Annotated in this window: 16 protein-coding genes and 1 tRNA gene; 5 read left to right on the top strand and 12 right to left on the bottom strand. The window is 69.7% G+C overall.

From position 1 onward, the window contains the following. Positions 1-8 precede the first annotated feature (8 nt). From VFV19_14380 to VFV19_14345, 8 genes are all read right to left on the bottom strand, one after another. Positions 9-950, bottom strand: a complete 942-nt coding sequence (locus VFV19_14380) for a ribose-phosphate pyrophosphokinase (protein ID HEX4825486.1) — start codon at positions 948-950, stop codon at positions 9-11. Further along, positions 913-1,827, bottom strand: a complete 915-nt coding sequence (locus VFV19_14375; GenBank protein HEX4825485.1) for a 4-(cytidine 5'-diphospho)-2-C-methyl-D-erythritol kinase — start codon at positions 1,825-1,827, stop codon at positions 913-915. Before VFV19_14375 ends, VFV19_14380 begins: the two co-directional genes overlap by 38 nt. Further along, a complete protein-coding gene (locus VFV19_14370) occupies positions 1,824-2,402 on the bottom strand; it encodes a hypothetical protein (protein ID HEX4825484.1) in 579 nt (192 codons plus the stop codon). Before VFV19_14370 ends, VFV19_14375 begins: the two co-directional genes overlap by 4 nt. Continuing rightward, positions 2,399-4,408 carry a tetratricopeptide repeat protein gene (locus VFV19_14365; protein ID HEX4825483.1) on the bottom strand — a complete coding sequence of 670 codons (2,010 nt, stop codon included), beginning with the start codon at positions 4,406-4,408 and terminating at the stop codon, positions 2,399-2,401. The genes VFV19_14370 and VFV19_14365 overlap by 4 nt, the downstream gene beginning before the upstream one ends. Further along, positions 4,405-5,646: a hypothetical protein gene (locus VFV19_14360; GenBank protein HEX4825482.1), complete on the bottom strand. Its 1,242-nt coding sequence runs from the start codon at positions 5,644-5,646 to the stop codon at positions 4,405-4,407. Before VFV19_14360 ends, VFV19_14365 begins: the two co-directional genes overlap by 4 nt. Next, positions 5,643-6,812: a S41 family peptidase gene (locus VFV19_14355; protein ID HEX4825481.1), complete on the bottom strand. Its 1,170-nt coding sequence runs from the start codon at positions 6,810-6,812 to the stop codon at positions 5,643-5,645. Before VFV19_14355 ends, VFV19_14360 begins: the two co-directional genes overlap by 4 nt. Positions 6,813-6,908: 96 nt before the next feature. Continuing rightward, positions 6,909-8,027: a peptidoglycan DD-metalloendopeptidase family protein gene (locus tag VFV19_14350; GenBank protein ID HEX4825480.1), complete on the bottom strand. Its 1,119-nt coding sequence runs from the start codon at positions 8,025-8,027 to the stop codon at positions 6,909-6,911. Next, complete coding sequence (locus VFV19_14345) at positions 8,027-10,264, bottom strand: alkaline phosphatase family protein (GenBank protein ID HEX4825479.1); 2,238 nt, start codon at positions 10,262-10,264, stop codon at positions 8,027-8,029. The genes VFV19_14350 and VFV19_14345 overlap by 1 nt, the downstream gene beginning before the upstream one ends. 52 nt (positions 10,265-10,316) lie before the next feature. Between VFV19_14345 and dnaB the strand changes: the two genes are divergently transcribed. Next, a complete protein-coding gene (gene dnaB, locus VFV19_14340; GenBank protein HEX4825478.1) occupies positions 10,317-11,663 on the top strand; it encodes a replicative DNA helicase in 1,347 nt (448 codons plus the stop codon). Further along, positions 11,648-12,403, top strand: coding sequence for a PIN domain-containing protein (locus tag VFV19_14335; GenBank protein ID HEX4825477.1), 756 nt, complete (start codon positions 11,648-11,650; stop codon positions 12,401-12,403). The genes dnaB and VFV19_14335 overlap by 16 nt, the downstream gene beginning before the upstream one ends. 17 nt (positions 12,404-12,420) lie before the next feature. On the opposite strand, the gene VFV19_14330 is transcribed toward VFV19_14335, so the two are convergent. From VFV19_14330 to aroF, 4 genes are read right to left on the bottom strand one after another with little or no spacing between them, the layout of a single operon-like run. Further along, complete coding sequence (locus VFV19_14330) at positions 12,421-13,566, bottom strand: hypothetical protein (protein HEX4825476.1); 1,146 nt, start codon at positions 13,564-13,566, stop codon at positions 12,421-12,423. Further along, positions 13,563-14,714 (bottom strand): glutamine-hydrolyzing carbamoyl-phosphate synthase small subunit, encoded by a 1,152-nt coding sequence (gene carA, locus VFV19_14325; GenBank protein ID HEX4825475.1) that lies wholly within the window; start codon positions 14,712-14,714, stop codon positions 13,563-13,565. The genes VFV19_14330 and carA overlap by 4 nt, the downstream gene beginning before the upstream one ends. A gap of 1 nt (position 14,715) precedes the next feature. Then, positions 14,716-15,567 carry an MBL fold metallo-hydrolase gene (locus tag VFV19_14320; protein ID HEX4825474.1) on the bottom strand — a complete coding sequence of 284 codons (852 nt, stop codon included), beginning with the start codon at positions 15,565-15,567 and terminating at the stop codon, positions 14,716-14,718. Next, positions 15,564-16,589 (bottom strand): 3-deoxy-7-phosphoheptulonate synthase, encoded by a 1,026-nt coding sequence (gene aroF, locus VFV19_14315; protein ID HEX4825473.1) that lies wholly within the window; start codon positions 16,587-16,589, stop codon positions 15,564-15,566. Before aroF ends, VFV19_14320 begins: the two co-directional genes overlap by 4 nt. 183 nt (positions 16,590-16,772) lie before the next feature. Here aroF and VFV19_14310 point away from each other — a divergent pair. From VFV19_14310 to rpmI, 3 genes are all read left to right on the top strand, one after another. After that, positions 16,773-16,847 (top strand) — tRNA-Val (locus tag VFV19_14310). A gap of 13 nt (positions 16,848-16,860) precedes the next feature. Continuing rightward, positions 16,861-18,831, top strand: coding sequence for a threonine--tRNA ligase (gene thrS, locus VFV19_14305; protein ID HEX4825472.1), 1,971 nt, complete (start codon positions 16,861-16,863; stop codon positions 18,829-18,831). Continuing rightward, complete coding sequence (rpmI, locus tag VFV19_14300) at positions 18,819-19,019, top strand: 50S ribosomal protein L35 (GenBank protein ID HEX4825471.1); 201 nt, start codon at positions 18,819-18,821, stop codon at positions 19,017-19,019. Before thrS ends, rpmI begins: the two co-directional genes overlap by 13 nt. The last annotated feature ends 21 nt before the right edge of the window (positions 19,020-19,040 follow it).

Below are 19,040 nucleotides of genomic sequence, written 5' to 3'. Positions count from 1 at the left end.
TGCCTTCCTTAGACGAACAGCGAGCTCACCGAGGAGTTGCTGTGAATTCGAGCGATGGCCTCTCCGAGCAGGCTCGCGACGGAGAGGACGGTGATCTTGGGATGCTGCGCCTTGTGATCCGGCAGCGCGATCGAGTCGGTGACGACGACGTGCTCGAGCGGCGAGCGCTCGATCCGCTCCATCGCGGGCCCCGAGAGGACGGCGTGGGAGAAGCAGGCGAGGACGCGCGTCGCCCCCTTGTCCACGAGGGCGTCGACGGTGCCGACGAGCGTTCCCGCCGTGTCGACGATGTCGTCGACGATGACGCAATCGCGCCCCTCGACCTCACCGATGACGTTCATCGTCTCGGCCACGTTCGCCTCGACGCGGCGCTTGTCGATGATGACGAGGCCCGCGCCGAGCTTCTTCGCGAACGCACGCGCGCGCTCGACGCCGCCGGCGTCGGGCGAGACGACCGTCAGGTTCCGGAAGCGCCGGCGGTCGACCCAGTCGAGGAGCACCGGCGCCGCGAAGAGGTGGTCGACCGGCAGGTCGAAGAACCCCTGGATCGCGGGAGCGTGGAGATCCATCGTGAGGAGCCGGTCGACGCCCGCCGCGGTGAGGAGATCGGCCACGACCTTCGCCGAGATCGGCACGCGCGGCTTGTCCTTCCGGTCCTGGCGCGCGTAGCCGTAGTACGGGATCACGGCGGTGATGCGCGCCGCCGACGAGCGCTTCATCGCGTCGACCGCGATCAGGAGCTCCATGATGTTCTCGTTGACGGGATGGCAGGTCGGCTGGATCACGAAGACGTCGGTCCCACGGACGTTCTCCAGGACCTGACAGTAGACCTCGCCGTCGGAGAAGCGCGAGAGCTTCCAATCACCGAGCGGCAGGCGCAGGTAGTCGCAGATCGCTCGCGCGAGTGCGGGGTTACCGTTGCCCGAGAAGACCTTGATCTCGTTCTTCATCCGCCGTCTCGACCCGAACACCCGACGCGACCGTGCGGCACCGGTGCACCGCCCAGTCTGGAAACTCCCGTCGCAGCGCAAGAGCGATCGACGCTGCGTCCTTCTCCGCCCGGAAGACCCCGAACACCGACGACCCGCTGCCGCTCAGGAGCGCGAGTTCCGCTCCGGACGCACGCAGCGCATCCCGGAACGCGACGAGATCGCCCCGCATCACGAACGCGGCCTCTTCGAGGTCGTTCGTCGCGAGCGCGAAGTCGTTTCGTTCCGCCAACTTAACGAAAAACCGCGTCACCGTAACATCACGCGGCGTGGGTGTCAACGCTCGCCCCAGCGCCCGGTAGACCTCGGACGTGAGGAGCCCGCCCCGCGGGACGCCGAGCACGACGTCCCTTGCCGGGATCGAGGGCAATCGCTCGACGATCTCGCCGCGCCCCGTCCCGAGCGCGGTCCCACCGGCAAGGAAGAACGGGACATCCGAGCCGAGCTCGGCGGCGAGGCCGCGGAGGGCGTCCTCGGAGAGCCCGAGCTGCCAGAGGCGATCGAGCGCGACGAGCGCGCCCGCCGCGTCGGAGCTTCCCCCGCCGAGCCCGCCCCCCACCGGAAGACGCTTCTCGAGATGGAAGGCGGCGCCGCGCCCGGCGGCGGCCGGAACGCGCTCGCGGAGAAGGGCGGCGGCGCGCAGCACGAGGTTGGTGCCGTCCCTGGGGATGGACGTGTCGGCGGTCTCGAGCGTGAGCGCTTCCGCGTCGCCGACAATGAGCCGGTCGGCGAGATCGATCGCCTGGAAGACCGTGACGATCTCGTGGAAACCGTCCTCGCGGCGGCCGAGGACCTTGAGGGCGAGGTTGATCTTTCCCGGACAGGAGACCCGGATCATCGTTCGGCCGCCTCCCACTCCTCGAGCGGCCGGACCGTCATCGCGGGGGGCGGGGCACCGGTGCCGAGCGCGGCCGCCGCGTCGCTTCCGCGCGTCAGGTGCACGAGCTCGAGCGTGAGCGTGCCTCCCCCGCCTGCGACCGTGAAGCGCTCGGGAAGTCCGGGCGCCCCCACACGCTCGACCCGCAGGCCGTCGGGCTTCGTCCCCGAGAGGAGCGCCTCGACGAGGGCGGGCACGGCGAGCGGAACGCCTACGAGCCGGCGGACGTCGTCGGGCGACGGCACGCCGGCGTACGCGATTGCCGACTCGTGGTCGATGACCGCCGCCGCGCCAGGACCGGCGTCGACCGTCAGACGCACGCCGCCGACGGGCCCGAGAAGCTCCGCGTGGATCCGGTCGGGGGCTTGTGCCCAGAGCAGGAGCTTGAGCTTCCGGACGCGCCCCTCCGGGTCAGCGATGCTCGCGCGGTAGAGACCGACCAACGGACCAGTCCCCGGCGGCATCGAGGCCGCGGGGTGACGGCCTGCACAGGAGACCGCCGCCGCGAGCGCCAGCGCCGCGGCGAGCGCCCTCACGGACGCGAAGCGGCGGTCTGGTTCGCCGCGGGGGCGGCGGCGGGGACCGAAGGCGCGGCGCCGATCTTCTTCTCGAGCGCGTCCTTCGCCTGCGGAGTCTCGGGGCCCGCGGCCAGGGCGCGCTTCCAGTAGCCTTTCGCACGCGCGGCGTCGCCCGTCTTCTCGTAGTAATCGCCCAGGTGCTCGAGCACCGTCGGGTCCCTCGGGAACTCGCGGACGGCGCGATCGAGAGGCTCACGCGCGTCGTCCAGGCGGTCCATCTTGAAGTAGACCCAGCCGAGCGAATCGAGATAGGCGCCGTTCCACGGGTCGATCGCGAGAGCCTTGCGCACGAGGTCGAGCGCCTCCTCGAGCCGCTCGCCGCGGTCCGCCAGGCTGTAGCCGAGGTAGTTGAACGCCTCGCCGGATTTCGGGTCGAGCTTCATCGCCTGCCGCAGCTCGATTTCGCCCGCGGGGAAGCGGTCCGTCCGCTCGAGGAGCGCGCCCAGCGCGAGGCGCCCTTCCGCATCCTCCGGCATCGCCGTGACCCAGGCGCGGAGCTGCTTCTCCGCCTCGTTGTCGTGCCCGTGACGGCGATAGATCGAGGCCACGTCGCCGCGCACTTGCGGCCCGCCCTTCGTGACCGCGAAGTCGAACTTCTCTTGCGCGCGGCCGACCTTTTCCGGACTCAGCTCGGCCTCGCCCTCGAGGAGTGCGGCGCCGACCGGCTCCGCCGGTGCCAAGAGCTTGGCGAGGCGGCGGGCCTCCTTGACGTCGCTTGCGGCGAGCGCCGCGCGCGCGCGCATCGTCAGCGCATCCGAGTCGTCCGGCTTCTCGAGCTTGGCCAGCACCTGGCGCGCGTCGTCGACCGAGGGGTGCTCGCCCGACAGGTCGATCGCCGCGATCCGCAGGCGGATGTCGTCGCGCCGCTCGGCGTCGTCGGCCTCGTCGCCCGCGCTTCCCCGGAGCGCGGCGACGTACTCCTCGCGTGCGTCATCGACCTCGCCCCGGCGCGCGAGCACCTCGGCGAGGAGCAGACGGACGAACGTGTTGTCCGGGAATTCCGAGGAGAGGCTCTCCGCGATCTGCGTCGCATCGGCAAGCCGGTGGAGCGCCTGGTACGCGGCGGCGACGTGGAGGCGGACCATCGGGTCGCGCGGCGTCGAAGCGCGCGCCAGCTCGAGATCGTCGAGCGCGTCCTTCGGCCGACCCTGGCGGAGCTTGGCCTCGCCGCGGAGCGCTCGGGCTCGCACGTTGTCGGGGTCGTTCGCAAGGAGCTGGTCGCACATCGATTCGATGACCGCCCACTCCCCCGTCTCGCGCGCCATCTCGACGACGAGCGGCATGAGATCGTCGTCGTCGGGATGGGCCTTGAGCCAGCCGAGCGCCGTGTCGAGCCCTTCCTTCGTGCGGTGCGCGGCGACGAGCGACTGGACGAGGAGGCGCAGGGCGTCGGCGTCTCCTGGCCGTCGCGTGACGAGCTTCTGCGCGGCATCGACGGCGCCCGCGTTGTCGCCGGCGGCGAGCTTGAGGCGCGCCAGGGCCGACCAGATGTCGTCCGGTGCTTTCGTATCGATGACGGAGAGCTGCTCGAAGAGGCGGATCGCTTCCGCGCGCGCGGCGGGGTCGGCCTTGGGGCCGAACGATCGCGAAGCCGCGAGATCGGCGAGGACCCGGATCGCCTCGATCTGGCCGGAGTCGAGGGTGAGCGCGTGCCGCGCGAGCCGTTCGGCGTCGGCCCGGCGGCCGAGCATCGCGAGGAGCGTCGCTCCCTCGGCGTGGAGCTCGGCGGAGTTCGGCTCGAGCTGGACCGCCTGGTCGACCTCGTGCGCAGCCTCGCCGCTCCGCCCGCGCGAGACGGCGAGCCCCGCGGCGATGAGGTGCGCGTAGGCGTCGCCGCGCTTCAGCGTCTCGGCCGACTTGTCGTCGGGACGAATCGTCGGTGCGCTCGGAGGTGTGGCCGTCTCGGCGGCGACGGCGTTCCCGGCCAAGCTCCCCGTCAGCAGCATCGCGGTCCAGAAGGTCACGAGGGACGTCCTTTCGTCGGCGAGCACGACTCGATGAGGGGCGCCGAATCCATTGTACCGAGAGCCAAAGCCTCCGCCATGCGGCGCGGGGTCGCTTCGACCTCGGCCGCCCATAGATCGCGAAGATAGGTTCCCGCCTCGGATCGTGCGAACCAGCCATTCCCGAAGCGGGTCCTCAGGCGCTCCTCGAGAAGCGCCGCGAACATCCTTCCGGTGAGAGAGGCGTCGCCCGGGCCCAAGTCGAGGTCGGCGGTCTCCGCCTCCTCGGGACTGAGCGGCCGCCCCCCGGTGCGCCGGCCCAGGACCCGGCGTTCGGCCGGCCGGGCCGCGGAGCGCAGCTCTCCCCAGGCCCGGCGGGTCTCGACGAGCTTCTCGACGCGCAGCGCCTGAAGGACCGCCGGATCGTCGGGCAGCCCAGCCGCGCGCAGCCCCGCGGCGGTCGCCAAGAGCCCACGGAAGAGCGATCCCGCGGCGACCTCGAAGGCGGGATCGGCGAGTGCGACCGCGCGTGGACCGCGCGCTTCCCGCAGGAACGTCGCGTGGAGCGAGCGGCCGAGCGCGTCGAGCGCCAGTGCGATCGCCGTCGGCCCGGAGCCCCCGCCGGCAACGGCGCCACGAAGCTTGAGATCGTCCGCGACGCGGCGGACGAAGGGACCGGCGGGAACGTCGGGAGCGCGGCGCGATCGATCGGCGAGGAACGCCATCCGCGGTGCGTCGGCCGCCGTGACCTCGTCGAGACCCTCGCGGAGCGCCCACGCGTGAACGGCCTCCTCGACCGCTGCGTCGGTCGGCGCGACGAAACCGCGCTCGGCCTCATCCGCGCCGGCGACCGCCTCGGGATCGCGGAGGGCCAGAACGAGCGTGCGGGCGTCCTCGGCTCCCGCAAGGCGCGCCGCCTCGTCCCGGGCCGCGTCACGCTCGCTCACGAGCCCTTCGAGCCGCCCGAGCCGCGAGGCGTGCTCGAAGGCGATCGCGCGGCGGAGCACCGGGTCTTCCTCAGCCGCGAGAGCCGCGTCGACACCCGGGTGCGGCCGGGCCGCGCGCAGTCTCTCCTCGAGGGGACCTTTCAGATAGTGATGGACCGCGAGCCGGGCTTCCGCACGCTCTTCCGGCGATCCGGCGGCGCGAGCCACCGCCGCGGCGACCGCGGACGGACGGAGCGCGTCCTCGACGCGCTCCCGCGCCGGACCCGCCGCTTTGGTCTCGTTCCAGAGGATGAGGTCGTCGAGCGCGCTCACGCCGCCTTGGGCGCCGCCTCCGGCGACTCCGGCTTGCCGAAATCCTCGAGCGTGTTCCTGAGCTGCTCGTCGTCCCCGTCGCTTCGCGAGTCGGACTTCACGACCTTGTCCGGGGTGACACCGTCGGCGTTCCAGCGCTTGCCGACCATCGTCTCCCACACGTAGCCGGGGACGAGGAGACCGCCGCCCTCGGGGAGCGCGATCAGCTTCGGCTCGGTGCCGAGCCCGAACGTGCCCTCGCCGTAAACCGGCGCCTTCCGGCGCTCCTGGAGGATCACCGCGAGCCCTTCACCCGCTCCGGCGGTCGCGCCGTTGACGAGGACGGCGACGCGGCCCGACCACGCGGGCTTGCCCTTCGCCGCGAGCGTCTCGATGGCGCGGCCGCTCCGGTCCTTGAGGCGCAGGACGTCGCCGGCGACGAAGAGATCGGCGACGGTCGCCGCGCGGCGCGTGTCGGTCGAGGCGACGTCGCGGAGATCGACGAGGATGCGGTCGACACCCTTTTCCTTCAGGCCGGCGATGTCGGAGAGCAGGCCGTCGTTCGGGATTCGATCGAGGTCGCGCACTTTGAGCACGGCGATCTTGTCGTTGATCTCGAGGACGTACGGCGGGTCGGAGCGGAGCGCGCGATCGAGCTTGAGCATCTCGCGCGTGAAGTCCTTCGTGCGGAGCAGCTCGACCTCGACCGTCGATCCGGGGGCGCCGCGGAGGAGACGGAGCGCCTGGTCGAGAGAGAGCTGCCGGATCGAATGGCCGTCGATCTTGCGGAGCTGATCGCCGACGGCGATCTTCGCGGTGTCGGCGGGCGAGCCCGGCGCGACCGCCACGACCTGCAGGACCGGCCCGGTTTTGAGGACGGTCATGCCGGGATCGGCGTGGTCGGCGGCCGCCGGCGTCTTGTTCCACTCGGTGACTTCGTCGGCGGTCAGGTAGGCGCTGTGGGCGTCGAGGCCGCCCATCAGCCCCTCGTACGCGCCGTGCATCAGCTTCTCGGTGTCGACCGGGTCGACATAGTTGTCGATCGCGTAGGAGAGGACCTCCGAGAACGTGAGCATCTGCTTGAAGGTGCCTTCGCCGACGCCGGCCTTGAGGGCGGCCCCGCTCGCGAGGAGGAAGAGAACGACCGACAGCGAGCAGACCAGAAGGACGACCCGGCTACGACGCATGTTCACCTCGAGATCGTACGTTTGCGGCGACCTGAGAAACGTACACGGACCCGCTCCGCCCGGCAACCGTCAGGCGGCGCCGCGGACGATGTTTCGTCAGCGTTTGCGTAGCCATTCGGAAGGATCTTCGGGCTTTCCGGAGGCGCGCATCTCGAAATACAAATATGGACCTCGAAGCGAGCCCGAATCCCCCACCCGGCCGAGGTCCTCACCCTTCGTCACCGCGTCCCCGGCCTGGACGAGGAGCACCCCGGCATGCGCGTAGACGCTCGCGACGCCGTTCCCGTGATCGACGACGACGGTCAGACCGTAGCCGTGGAGCGGTGCGGCGAAGGCGACCCGTCCGTCGAACACCGCGTGGAACGGCGCTCCTTCCGGGGCGTCGATGTCGAGACCGGGGTGCGGGACCTCGGTCTTGAAGCGCGGGTGGACGACGTTCCCGAATCCGGACGAGACTCGTCCGTCCGCGGGCCACGGGAGGAGTCCACGGAACTTGCGCACGTCGAGGGGCGCCGCCGGCGCCTCGTCGATCGAGCCGACGAGGCTTCCGAGGTTCGCCGCCGCGGCGTCGAGCTCGCCGATCGCGCGCTCGTGCTGCTCGCGATCGTCGCGGATCCGGTCGAGAAGGGTCTCGCGCGAAGTCCGTGTCGCTTCGAGCTCCGCCTTCTGACGCGCCGCGTCGTCGCGCTGCGTCGTCAGACGCGCGCGCTCGGCGGCGAGCGCTGCCTGCTCGTCCGTGAGCCGCTGCGCGCTGGCGCGCCACGCGGCGATCTGCCGACCATCGCGCCGTGCGAGGTACGACGCATAACGGAGGCCGTCCAAACCGGTCGCGGCGTCGGCGGGCAGCACGAATTGCGCGAGCACGGCCGTCGGTCCGCGCTCGTAGATCGCACGCAGGCGTGACGCCGCGAGCGGCGCCGACGCCCGGACGTCCGCCTCGAGTCCCGCGGCGACGCTCTCGCCGTGCGCGAGGCGCTGCTCCGCCGCCGCGAGGCTGGCGGAAGCCTCCTCGAGCTTCAGCCGCTCGACCGCGAGCCGCGCGTCGAGGCGCGTGACGTCCCCGAGGACGCCGCGCTCCTTCGCCGCGAGCGCCTCCATCTCCTTCGAGAGTCGCACCGTCTCCTGCTCGAGCGACAAACGACGGCGGGTCGCCGCGTCGTCGGCGAGGACGACCGTGGCGAGGACGAGCGTGGCGGCGAGCGCCTCGCGCTTCATCAGAAAAGCGGCTTGCCGTCCATCGCGGCGGGCACGGGTAGGCCGAGCGATTTCATGACCGTCGGCGCGAGATCGATCATGGCGGGGTTCGGCCGCGTGAGCTTCTTGTTGCAGAAGAGAATTCCGCGGACCAGGCTCGGATCGTTCGAGCAGTGATCGCCCGACCACGCCTTCGTGTTCGGCTCGAGGACGTTCGGCGGCACGCCGCCGAGGCTCGTCTGCCACGACACGCGGTAGTTCAAGGAGTTGCCGGCGCGGAGATCGGGGATCAGGTCCGGCTCGAACTCCGAGTACATCTCCTCGCGCGTCCAGACCTTCGCGACCGGATGGTCGCCGGTCTCGGGATCGACGAGCCCCTCGAGCCCTTCCTTGATCCCGCGCCGCACCTGCTCGTATTCGGCCCCGGGCATGACGACGCCGCCCTTCTCGCGGCCGACGAGGTTGACGTAGATGCTCCCGAGACCGAGGGCGTACGCCTTCGTCCGCGTCCAGTCGACGTTCTGGAAGAGATCGCGCGTGTCGAAGAGCTTCTCGAGCGTCGCGACGTCGCTCGTCTGACCCTTGAGCGTCATGAACCCGTTCCGGACGAGCCACGTGTTGATGTTGACCCCGCGCCGGAACGACGAGAACCCGTGATCGGAGCAGACGATAAACGTTGCGTCGGGACCGGCGAGCGCGCGCGCTTCGCCGACGATCGCGTCCATCCTCTGGTACGCCTTCAACACCTCGGGCGCGTAGCGCGCGGCCTTGGCCGGGTCGTATGCCGGATGGCCGGGGTCGAGGAATCGCCAGAAGAGATGCCCGATCCGGTCGGTGAAGTAGAAGATGTGGATGTAGAGGTCGTCCTTCCCGTCCCCGAGGAGGCCCTTCATGATCTCCTCGTCCTTCGCGAGGGTGAAGTTCATGTCCTCGAGGAAGAGGTTCTCGTCGCCGACGCCGGAGGGAAGCGACCACGTGTCCTCCGGCCATCCGATCGTCTTGAAGAGGCCGAAGCGCTTGCGGAGAGCCGTCGAGTAGGACGGAGGCCACGAGAACGCCACCGGATGACAATCGGGGTGGAAGTTCACCGGCGACAGGTACAGCTCGACGTTCGGGCTCAGCTTGAGGAGCTTGAAGCGGCCCATCCCCTTGAGCGGCGCCGCGCGATCGACGAGCCAGTTCACCGGGAAGTCGATGACGAACCAGTCGCTCCATTCGCCGACCTTGAGCGTCTGCGTCTGCCCGGAGAGCGCGACCGTCAGGGCGTCGTCGGTCACCGTGAGCTTCATCGGGACATCCAGACGACGCGGGACGTCGGCGTCGTCGAGCTCCTGACGGATCTTGCGCTTCGCCTCCGCCTGCGCGCGCCTGTCGGCAATCCCCGCCGTCTTCCTGTCGACGACGTAGTCGTAGAACGGCTTGTTGAGAGGGCCGAGGACGCGGGTCTCGATGGTCCCGCGGTGCTCGGCGAGACGGACCAGCTCGAGGCTGAACTCGTTGCCGGTGCCGCCTCCCGGCTCGAACGTCGGATCCGAGGTGTAGAAAGTCGGCGTCCCCACGCGCCCGCGCATGTCGGGGACGCCGAGACCCGACAGCATGTGCCCGTCGCCGACGTTCTCCGCCGGGAACGTCGCCGGGACGCGGATGACCTGGACGCGGCGGCCGGCCTTCGACGCGAGCTCCCACATCGTCTCGCCGTGCCGGTGGTTGATCGCGTCGGGCACCTCGACGGGGATGAACTGGCGCGTCACGAAGCCGGCCGGAATCCCGAGCACGAGCCCCGCGGCGACGGCGCTCGCGAGGCGCGTTCCCCAGCGCACGCGGAAGAGGAGGAGGATGCCGAAGGCGACGAGCCCGAGGGCGGCGCCCGCAAGGAGGCCGACGACGAGAGCGTTCCTCTCGCCGAAGAGGAACGCGCGCTTCGATTCCGAGTTCATCGCGAAATCGGGAAGATAGTCGGCCGGGTTCCGCATGAGAAAATCGAAGATGCGCGTCTTGCCCGGGCTCGTCCCCGTGGCGAACGACGACCAGGAGACCGGCGTCTGCGGCGGATTCGTCGGCTGGAGCGCCGTGTAGGTTCCCTCGTCCTTGAGCTTCGCGAGATTCGGGAGCTTGCCCTCCCCCATCCACTGCTCGACGAGCCGCGCGTCGGCGCCGTCGAACCCCAGGATCACGACCTTCCCCTGAGGGGAAGCGGCGACCGCCGCAGTCGCGAGGACGAGGACGGCGAGCGATCGGATCAGGAAACGCGTCGGCACGGCGAAGAGCTTACCATCCGCGTGGTACCCTCTCGGCTTTCACGGGCCGCGCATGCTGCAGGACGTCGTCTCCGACACCCTTCCCCATTCCGAGGACGCCGAGCGCTCCGTCCTCGGCGCCGTGCTGCTCGACAACCGGCAGATCCACAAGGTCCAGGAGATCCTGACGCACGAGGCGTTCTACGCCGAGCGTCACCGGACGATCTTCCGCGCCCTCGAGGATCTCGCCTCGGTGGGGACGGCATTCGACCTGGTGACGCTCAGGGATGCGCTCGAGCGCGAGGGCGCGCTCGAGACGTGCGGTGGCGTCGCCTATCTCGCGGCGCTCATCGACGGAAGCGCCCGCTCCACGAACGTCGAGCACTACGCGAAGATCGTCAAGGACAAATCGATCCGCCGCGATCTCATCCGCGGCGCCCAGCGGATCCTCGGGGCCGCGATGCGTCCGGCCGGCTCGGCCGACGAGGTCCTGGACGAGGCCGAGAAGGCGATCTTCGAGGTCTCGCAGGAGCGGCTGCGGACCGGCTTCCTCTCCATGAAGATCGTCGGCGAGCGCAGCATCCGGCTCATCGAGGATCTGACCCACCGGCGCGAGCCGATCACGGGGATCCCGAGCGGCTTCCTCCAGCTCGACGAGTGGACCGCGGGCCTTCAGGCCGGAGATCTCATCGTGCTCGCCGCCCGCCCCTCGATGGGCAAGACGACGCTCGCCCTCAACGTCGCGGCGCACGCGGCGATGCGCCACGGCCGCACCGTCGGCATCTTCTCGCTCGAGATGTCCCACCAGCAGCTCTTCTCGCGCATGCTGTGCGCGGAGGCCCGCGTCGACGCGCACCGCCTGCGCACCGGCCGGATCAGCAAGGACGACTGGCAGCGCATCATCAAGGTCTTCGCGGAGCTCTCGGACACGCCGATGTTCATCGACGACACGCCCGGCGTGACGATCTCGGAGATGCGCGCCAAGACCCGCCGGCTCAAGCTCGAGCGGGGCCTCGACCTCGTCATCGTCGACTACCTCCAGCTCATGCAGGGCCGCGGCCGCTACGACAGCCGCCAGCAGGAGATCTCGGACATCTCGCGGTCGCTCAAGGAAATGGCGAAGGAGCTCCAGGTCCCGGTCGTCGCGCTCTCGCAGCTCTCGCGCGCGCCGGAGCAGCGATCGACCGGCGAGAAGCGGCCGCAGCTCTCCGACCTCCGCGAGTCCGGCGCGATCGAGCAGGACGCCGACGTCGTCCTCTTCCTCTTCCGCGAGGAGGTCTACAAGAAGGAAGACACGGAGCTCAAGGGGAAGGCGGAGCTCATCATCGGCAAGCAGCGCAACGGGCCGACCGGGACCGTCGACCTCCACTTCATTCGCGAGTTCACGAGCTTCGTGAACCCCGAATGGCGGGACGCGTAGCCCTGCGCGTCGCGGAGGGCGCGCTCGGGCTTCTTCTCCTCGCCGCGGCCTTCGGCCTCGTCGCCTGGCCGCTCGCCGGCGCCCTCGCCGCCGCCGCGGCGTTCGTCCTCGTGGCCGAGCGGCTCCGGTCGCCGGCGCCGGACAGCCCGTCACGCGTGCCGGCGCTTCTCGACAGCTCGGCGCTCATCGACGGCCGGATCGCCGAGGTCGCCGCCGCCGGCTTCCTCGAGCACGAGCTTCTCCTCCCGGGCTTCGTCCTCGCCGAGCTGCAGCGCCTCGCGGACGCGCCGGACGCGGCGCGCCGCCAGCGCGGACGGCGCGGCCTGACGATCGTCGAGACCCTCAAGGCGAAGGCTCCGCTCACCGTCGTCGACGACGACGCGCCGCACGAGGCCGAGGTCGACGCGAAGCTCGTCGACGTCGCCGCACGGCGCGGTGCCGTGCTCGTGACGACCGACTACAACCTCGGGAAGGTCGCCGCGATCCGCGGTCTCACCGTCCTGAACGTGAACGCCCTCGCCCTCGCGCTTCGCCCGGTCGTCCTCCCCGGCGAGCCGCTCCGCGTGACGGTCGTCAAGGAAGGCAAGGAAGCGGGCCAGGGGGTCGCCTACCTCGAGGACGGCACGATGGTCGTCGTGGAGCAAGCGCAGCGGCGCATCGGCGAGACGCTCGACGTCGTCGTGACGAGCGCGATCCAGACGGCGGCCGGAAAGATGTTCTTCGCGAAAGCTAACAGTTAACAGTTCACAGTTAACGGTTAGATCGTGTAGCCGTCGTCGCGCCGGTCGAGCATCCGGATCTGGCGCTCCCACTGGTACTTCAAGATCAGGAGCACGCGGAAGGTGAGGTCGGCTTCCTTCCGCACGGGGCTGCGCCAATCCTTCTCGAGCCTGAGGAGCGCGGTCCACCGGGACGTCTCGTTCAAGAGCTTGCCCTGGAGGTTCCAGCGCCCTTCCTTCCCCTGCTGCGCGTGCCACCACTCGAGATGCGTCATGAAGTGCGGGTAGCGGTTCAGGAGGCCGAGGCGCGCGAAGAACTCCATGTTGACGAGGAGCTCGTCGAGCGCGGCGTGCTTCTGGTAGTAGTCGATCGGCCGGATCCTGAGGCCCCCGCCCTTGACGAACGATCCCTTCGCCGTGCGGACGAGACCGATGTCCGGTGCCAGCTTCTGGTACGTATCGGACATCACGTAGTCGGAGATCTTCTTGAGGCGCATCTTGGCCAGCTCGCCGTCCAGGAGCCACGGCGAGAAGGCGAAGACGCGCATGAGCTGGACGTCGGGGATGAAGATGTAGTCGCGCTTCCACGCGCCGCTCCTGATGAGCGGGTGGGCGGCGCCGATCTCCTCGACGGGATGGCGCGAGACCGGATCGTCGACGAAGCCGGCGCAGAGGTCGAGCAGCTCCAGGACCGCCACGCGGCTGCGGTCGTCGACGTAGCCTCCGCGCACGAGCAGGCCGAGGCCGAGCGTGCGGAGGAACCACCGGTAGTACTTCTCGCGCTTCTCGTCGGCCTTGACGACCTTCGCGAACTCGTAGAACTTCAGGTCCTTCTTGGCGGTGAGGAAGCTCCTCAGGATCGCGGCCGCCTGCTTGACCGGCTTCGTGTCGCGTCCCCAGCCCATCTCGTAGAGGAGCGAGAGGTCGTTCTCGAGCGAGGGCTCGAATCGCTTCGCGTCCCCCGCATGGACGTGGCCGGCCCACGTGCCGTCCTTGCGCTGCGTGCGCTGGAGCTTGAGCGCCGGCGGGTAGAGCATGAGCTCGGCGCGCAGCTTCTGGACGTCCGGGTCCTCCTTCGGACGGTCGAGCAGCTCGGTGAGGACGCGGTACTTGATCGGAGCGCACGCGTTCTCCAGGAGCCACGGCGTCGGATCGAACCGGAGCGCGGACTTCCAGTCGGTCATCGAGCGCCCTTCCCGGCGACGGCGCCGGCGCGCGCCCGCTCGGCGAGCCGGCGGAACTCGCCGAAGAGCCCGAGGGCGTCGTGCGGCCCGGGCGACGCCTCGGGATGGTATTGGACCGCGAGGAGCTGACGCGCCTCGTCGAAGAACCCTTCGCAGGTCCCGTCGTTGAGGTTGACGTGCGTCACGGCGACGCCCGCGGGAAGGGTGGCCGGATCGACGGCGTATCCGTGGTTCTGCGAGGTGACGGAGACGCGGCCCGTGCGCAGGTCCTGCACCGGATGGTTCGCCCCGCGGTGGCCGAACTTCAGCTTGAACGTGCTCGCGCCGAGCGCACGCGCGGCGATCTGATGGCCGAGGCAGATCCCGAACGCCGGCAGCCGTCCGACGAGGCCGCGCACAGCCTCGACGACGTACGTCGCCGTCGCCGGGTCTCCGGGCCCGTTCGAGAAGAAGAGCGCCTCGGGCGCGAGAGCGAGCGCGTCGTTCGCCGAGAACGTCGCAGGGACGACCGTGACGTCGAAGCCGGCCTCGTGGAGGAGGCGGAAGATGTTCCGCTTGGCGCCGAGATCGTAGGCGACGCAGCGGATGCGCGCGGCACCCGGCTCCTGGCCGAACGGCTCGGCCCACGCCCCCTCGCGCGGCGCATCCCACGCGTAGGGCGCGGGGCAGGTGACCTTGGCGACGAGGTCGATCGTCTCGAGCCCCGGCGACAACCGCGCGCGCCGCACGAGATCCTCGGCGGGACCGCGCGCGCTCGAGAGCACGCCCTTGAGGACGCCGCGGCTCCGGAGGTGGCGCGTCAGCGCCCGCGTGTCGAGCTCCGCGATCCCGGGGATCCGGTGCTCGCGCAGGTGCTCCTGGAGCGCCTGCGTCGAACGCCAGTTCGAGGGCGCTTCCGACAGCTCGCGGACCGCGAACCCCTCGACCTGCGGGTGCTCCGACTCGCTGTCGCCGCCGTTCGTTCCGACGTTCCCGATCTCGGGCGCGGTCATGACGACGATCTGCCCGCGGTAGGAGGGATCGGAGAGGATCTCCTGGTAGCCGGTCATCGAGGTGTTGAACACGACCTCGCCGGTGCGCTCGCCGGTGGCACCGAACGCGCGGCCGCGGAACAGGGTCCCGTCCTCGAGCGCGAGGATCGCCTCCATGTCAGGCCTCCACCGCGAGGGGTACCGCGCGGAGCTTGCCGGCGGTTTCCTCGAGGATGCCGAGCGGAAGATCGGCGTCGTGCTCGAACACGAGCCGCCACCCTTCGCGCGCGGCGCGCGGCAGGATGCGCTTCTTCGATTCCAGGGTGCGAAGCGGCTCGACGTCGTAGCCCATGATGTACGGAAACGGCACGTGGCTCGCCGTCGGCACGAGGTCCGCGAGGAACGCGATCGTGTGCTCGCCGGAACGCACGACCGGGACGTGCAGGAACGGCGTGTGCCCCGGGGCCAGCAGGACCTCGATCCGATCGGTCACCCGGGCGTCCCCTTCGACGAAGTCGAACTGTCCGCTCGCGACGAGCGGCTCGAAGTTGTCGCGCTGATACGAAGCGCGGATGCGCTCGTTGTCCGAGCGCGCGAACTCGAGCTCGCCGCGCTGGACGACGTAACGAGCGTTCGGGAAGGCGGCGACGAGACGTCCGTCCCGGTCGGCCGCCGTGTTCCCGCCGGCGTGGTCGAAGTGGAGATGGGAGTCGAGGACGATGTCGATGTCGCCGGGGACGAGACCCGCGGGGCGCAGGATCTCCTCGGCCGAGCGGAGATCGAACCCGTAGATGTCGCGCTGCTTGTCGTCCCACTTCGTGCCGGCGCCGTTGTCGATGAGGACCCGCGTCCGGCCGTCCTCGACCAGGAGCACGTTCATTGCGAGGCGGATACGGTTCCGCTCGTCAGGGGCCCTGAGCTTCGCCCACAGCGGCTTCGGCACCACCCCGAACATCGCGCCTCCGTCGAGCCAAAGGGAGCCGGCCGAGAGGATCGTGATCTGCAGCGATCCGCTCGGAAAGCGGATCACCGTGCGACCTCGGTCTTGCGCGAGAGGACGGCGGCGACCTCGCGGAGCTGCGCGATGAGCTCGGCGGCCTCGCCCGGCACGAGCGCCTGCCGGCCGTCGGAGAGCGCGTCGTCGGGATCCGGGTGGACCTCGAAGATCACGCCGTCGGCGCCCGCGGCCACCGCGGCGCGCGCCATGGGCGCGACGCGTTCGCGCCGACCCGCGGCGTGCGAGGGGTCGACGAAGACGGGCAGATGGCTCGCCGTCTGCGCCGCCGGAACGACCGAGAGGTCGAGCGTGAACCGGCTGTGCTGGGAGAACGTCCGGATCCCGCGCTCGCAGAGGATGACCTCGCCGTTCCCCTGATCGAGGATGAACTCGGCGGCCATGAGCAGGTCGTCCAGGGTGGCCGACATGCCGCGCTTCAAGAGGATCGGCTTGCGAAGGCGGCCGGCGCTCTTGAGCAAGGCGCCGTTGTGCATGTTCCTGGCGCCGATCTGGACGATGTCGGCCTGCGCGGCGACGAGATCGAGCGACGACTCGTCGACCGCCTCGGAGACGATCGGGAGCCCGGTCGCCTCCCGCGCTACGACGAGGAGCCTCAGACCTTCCGGCCCGAGCCCCTGGAAGCTATAGGGGCTCGACCGGGGCTTGTAGGCGCCGCCGCGGAGCGCGTCGGCGCCGGCTTGCTTCATGAGGCGGGCCGTCTCGACGATCTGCTCCTCGTTCTCGACGGCGCACGGGCCTGCGACGACGAAGAGACCGCCGGCGCCGATCGTACGGCCGCCGACGGTGATCGCCGTACCGCGAGGCCGCGCGTCGCGTGCGGCGAGACGGTACGGAGCCTCGAGCGGAACGACCTGGTGCACCCCTGCCATCCCCTCGAAGCGTCCCGCGTCGAGCGGAGGGTTGCCGGCCGCGACCGAGATCGCTTCACGACCGTCGATGACCACCGTGACCGGGGTCCGTCCGATCGCCCTGACGGCATCGCACACCCGGGCCGTCTCATCCGGGGTACTCCCCTTCTTCATGACGATGAGCATCGAGGCGGGGTCTCCGAGTGCGTGGGCATCCGGCACGCGTTGGCGGCGAAGAGGGTAACGAATCGCCGTGGACAATTCAACAGAATCGAGCCAACTCCTTCCATTGACGCTCTTTACGCCTGTGCTATTCTCTCGCGGTCCTGTCGGTTTTTCGCCTTGAGAGAGGCTTTCGGGGCTGGGTCTAGGCGCGTAGCTCAGTGGAAGAGCGCTACCTTGACACGGTAGAAGTCCGCGGTTCGATCCCGCGCGCGCCTACCATCGGGAAACGATCATGCCGGAGACGATCGCCACGGTTCACGTCACGCTGCCCGACGGCTCGGTACGCGCCGTCCCGCACGGGACCACACCGCGCGAGGTCGCCGCGTCGATCGGACCCCGGCTGGCGAAGGACGCGGTCGTCGCGAAGGCCAACGGTGTCCTCGTCGACCTCTCCAGGCCGCTCCTCGAAGACGTTCGCCTCGAGATCCTGACGGCGAAATCCCCCGAGGCGCTCGAGGTCCTCCGCCATTCGACGGCGCACGCGACAGCGCAGGCGGTGCAGGAGCTCTTCCCCGGCACCAAGATCGGCCAGGGGCCGGTCATCGAGAACGGCTTCTACTACGACTTCGATCGCGACCAGCCGTTCACCGACGCCGACCTCGCGACGATCGAGGCGCGCGTCCGGGAGATCATCGGCCGGAACCTCCCGATCGAGCGGCTCGATCTCCCGAAGTCCGAGGCGATCGCCTTCTTCACGAAGGAGCAGGAGCCCTACAAGATTTACTTCGCCACGACCAAGGGCGACGATGTCGTCTCGATCTATCGCCAGGGGAGCTGGACCGATTTCTGCCGGGGCCCGCACGTCCCCTCGACGGGGCGGCTCGGCGCTTTCAAGCTCCTCTCGGTCGCCGGCGCGTACTGGCTGGGCAGCGAGAAGAACAAGATGCTCCAGCGCATCTACGGCACCGCGTTCTTCACGCAGGCCGATCTCGACCGCTACCTGCACCTCCTCGAGGAGGCCCGGAAGCGCGACCACCGCAAGCTAGGCAAAGAGCTCGACCTCTTCATGTTCCACCCGTACGCTCCCGGCGCTGCGTTCTGGACCGAGCGGGGCACGATCGTCGTCAACCTGCTGAACGCCTACCTGCGCGAGCTGCAGCAGGCCGACTACCGCGAGATCAAGACCCCGCTGCTCTACAACCGCCATCTCTGGGAGCTGTCGGGGCACTGGGGCAAGTACCGCGAAAACATGTTCCTCGTCCTCGACAAGGAGACGGGCGAGCACGATTTCTCGCTCAAGCCGATGAATTGCCCGTCGCACTACCTCTACTACAACGCGAAAACTCACTCGTACCGCGAGCTGCCGCTCCGCTTCGTCACCTACGACGTCCTCCACCGGAACGAGGTGTCGGGCTCGCTCTCGGGTCTGACCCGCGTCCGCCAGTTCCAGCAGGACGACTGCCACGTCTTCCTTCGCCAGGACCAGATCGAGACCGAGGTCAAGCGCCTCGCCGACTTCATCCTCGCCTACTACAAGACGTTCGGCCTGACGGCCACGCTCAAGTTCGCGACGCGCCCTGAGGTCCGCATCGGCGACGACGCGATGTGGGACCGCGCGGAGGGGGCGCTCAAGGCTGCGCTCGAGTCGACCGGCCTCCCCTACGAGATCAAGCCCGGGGACGGCGCGTTCTACGGGCCGAAGATCGATTTCGACGTCGCGGACTCGCTCGGGCGCAAGTGGCAGCTCGGGACGATCCAGCTCGACTACGCCGCCCCCGACCGCTTCAAGCTCGAGTACGTCGGCGAGGACAATTCCCCTCACCGCCCCGTCGTGATCCACCGCGCGGTCTCCGGCTCGTTCGAGCGCTTCATCGCGATTCTCATCGAGCACTACGCCGGCGCGTTCCCGCTCTGGCTCGCGCCCGAGCAGGTCCGCGTGCTGCCGATCACCGACCGCATCAACGCTTACGCCGAGGACGTCCGCGCGAAGCTGGCCGAGGCCGGCCTGCGCGTGCGTCTCGACGACCGCGGCGAGAAGATCGGCGCCAAGATCCGGGACGCCCAGCTCCAGCAGATCCCTTTCATGCTCGTCCTCGGCGACCGCGAGGCCGAGAACGGAACGGTCGCGGTGCGGTCCCGCCGGGCCGGAGACGAGGGGGCGCTCCCGGTCGACGCCTTCCTCGCGCGCGCCATCACCCTCGTGAAGACGAAGAGCAACGCCTTGTCCCTGGACCAGGCGACGGAGACGCCATGCCCAAGCTGAAGACCCACCGAGGCGCCGCGAAGCGGTTCAAGAAGACCGCGACGGGCAAGATCAAGCGATCGAAGGCTTTCAAGAGCCACATCCTCACGAAGAAGACGACCAAGCGGAAGCGCGGTCTCGACATGCCGTCCTTGGTCTCGAAGGCCGACCAGAAGCGTGTCGAGGCGATGCTCCCGTACAACCGCTGATCCTCCCGCCGCCGGCCCAAG

The sequence above is a fragment of the Candidatus Polarisedimenticolaceae bacterium genome (genome assembly GCA_036275915.1).
GTDB lineage: Bacteria > Acidobacteriota > Polarisedimenticolia > Polarisedimenticolales > DASRJG01 > DASRJG01.
This window is presented reverse-complemented; position numbering and strand designations above follow the sequence as displayed.

Coding starts and splice junctions, on each gene's coding strand:
- VFV19_14380 (HEX4825486.1), bottom strand. CDS start 950: ATGAAGAACGAGATCAAGGTCTTCTCGGGCAACGGTAACCCCGCACTC.
- aroF (HEX4825473.1), bottom strand. CDS start 16,589: ATGCTCATCGTCATGAAGAAGGGGAGTACCCCGGATGAGACGGCCCGG.
- rpmI (HEX4825471.1), top strand. CDS start 18,819: ATGCCCAAGCTGAAGACCCACCGAGGCGCCGCGAAGCGGTTCAAGAAG.
- VFV19_14335 (HEX4825477.1), top strand. CDS start 11,648: ATGGCGGGACGCGTAGCCCTGCGCGTCGCGGAGGGCGCGCTCGGGCTT.
- VFV19_14375 (HEX4825485.1), bottom strand. CDS start 1,827: ATGATCCGGGTCTCCTGTCCGGGAAAGATCAACCTCGCCCTCAAGGTC.
- thrS (HEX4825472.1), top strand. CDS start 16,861: ATGCCGGAGACGATCGCCACGGTTCACGTCACGCTGCCCGACGGCTCG.
- VFV19_14350 (HEX4825480.1), bottom strand. CDS start 8,027: ATGAAGCGCGAGGCGCTCGCCGCCACGCTCGTCCTCGCCACGGTCGTC.
- VFV19_14355 (HEX4825481.1), bottom strand. CDS start 6,812: ATGCGTCGTAGCCGGGTCGTCCTTCTGGTCTGCTCGCTGTCGGTCGTT.
- carA (HEX4825475.1), bottom strand. CDS start 14,714: ATGGAGGCGATCCTCGCGCTCGAGGACGGGACCCTGTTCCGCGGCCGC.
- dnaB (HEX4825478.1), top strand. CDS start 10,317: ATGCTGCAGGACGTCGTCTCCGACACCCTTCCCCATTCCGAGGACGCC.
- VFV19_14330 (HEX4825476.1), bottom strand. CDS start 13,566: ATGACCGACTGGAAGTCCGCGCTCCGGTTCGATCCGACGCCGTGGCTC.